Annotated in this window: 3 protein-coding genes; all 3 read right to left on the bottom strand. The window is 47.2% G+C overall.

What is annotated here, in order from left to right; all coding sequences use genetic code 11:
* On the bottom strand, positions 1–212 hold a 212-nt coding region (locus P3R27_RS14585; protein WP_172951252.1), incomplete at its 3' end, for a metallophosphoesterase.
* Positions 190–396 carry a phage NinH family protein gene (locus P3R27_RS14590; RefSeq protein WP_002901791.1) on the bottom strand — a complete coding sequence of 69 codons (207 nt, stop codon included), beginning with the start codon at positions 394–396 and terminating at the stop codon, positions 190–192. The genes P3R27_RS14585 and P3R27_RS14590, both read right to left, overlap by 23 nt.
* On the bottom strand, positions 393–608 hold a 216-nt coding region (locus P3R27_RS14595; RefSeq protein WP_301399151.1), incomplete at its 5' end, for a recombination protein NinG. The genes P3R27_RS14590 and P3R27_RS14595, both read right to left, overlap by 4 nt.

Genomic DNA, 608 nt, shown 5'->3' on the forward strand with positions numbered 1-608 from the left:
GCTCTGAACCAGGGGAATGTGATTAATTCCAGGCATTCAACGTTCTCTGCACCACGATCAACCAAATCGCCCACCGAGATAAGCAGGTCTTTTTTGTTGTCGAATCCAATCGTATCCAGTTTGTTCATCAGGTTCGTGTAGCATCCGTGCAGATCGCCAACTACCCAAATATTTCGGTATTTGCTGCCATCAATTTTTTCGTAATAGCGCATCTCTTTCACTCCATCCGCGATGAACCATGAGAACGTCGTTGACGATGGCGTGCATTTTCCCGTCTTTATCATCAACGTATTTTCTGACCGTACCGCGACTACATTTCAGTCTGCGTGCTACTTCTGTCTGATTTCCGTATGTTTCAACGAGCATGTCTGGAATGGTTTTTACTGAGAACGTCATGCGGCCTCACTTCTGCTATTTCGCAGGTCTTTGAGTTTCTGTTGGTACTCTGCCTTGATCGCCTTGCACTCTTCGATAGTCCAGCGATGGCGGTTATGGTTTGATTCGATTTCGTCTACTGCTTCCTGCCCGATGCGGCTAATCAGTTCGACGCGATACGGAACGAGATTTCCGCTTTTGTGCTGGTTGCACACCACGCATTGCTTGTGAAT

Source organism: Enterococcus spodopteracolus (assembly GCF_030441955.1).
GTDB classification, from domain to species: domain Bacteria; phylum Bacillota; class Bacilli; order Lactobacillales; family Enterococcaceae; genus Enterococcus_B; species Enterococcus_B spodopteracolus.

Bases quoted from the DNA above. Each gene is read 5' to 3' on its own strand.
- P3R27_RS14590 (WP_002901791.1), bottom strand. From the start codon at position 396: ATGACGTTCTCAGTAAAAACCATTCCAGACATGCTCGTTGAAACATAC.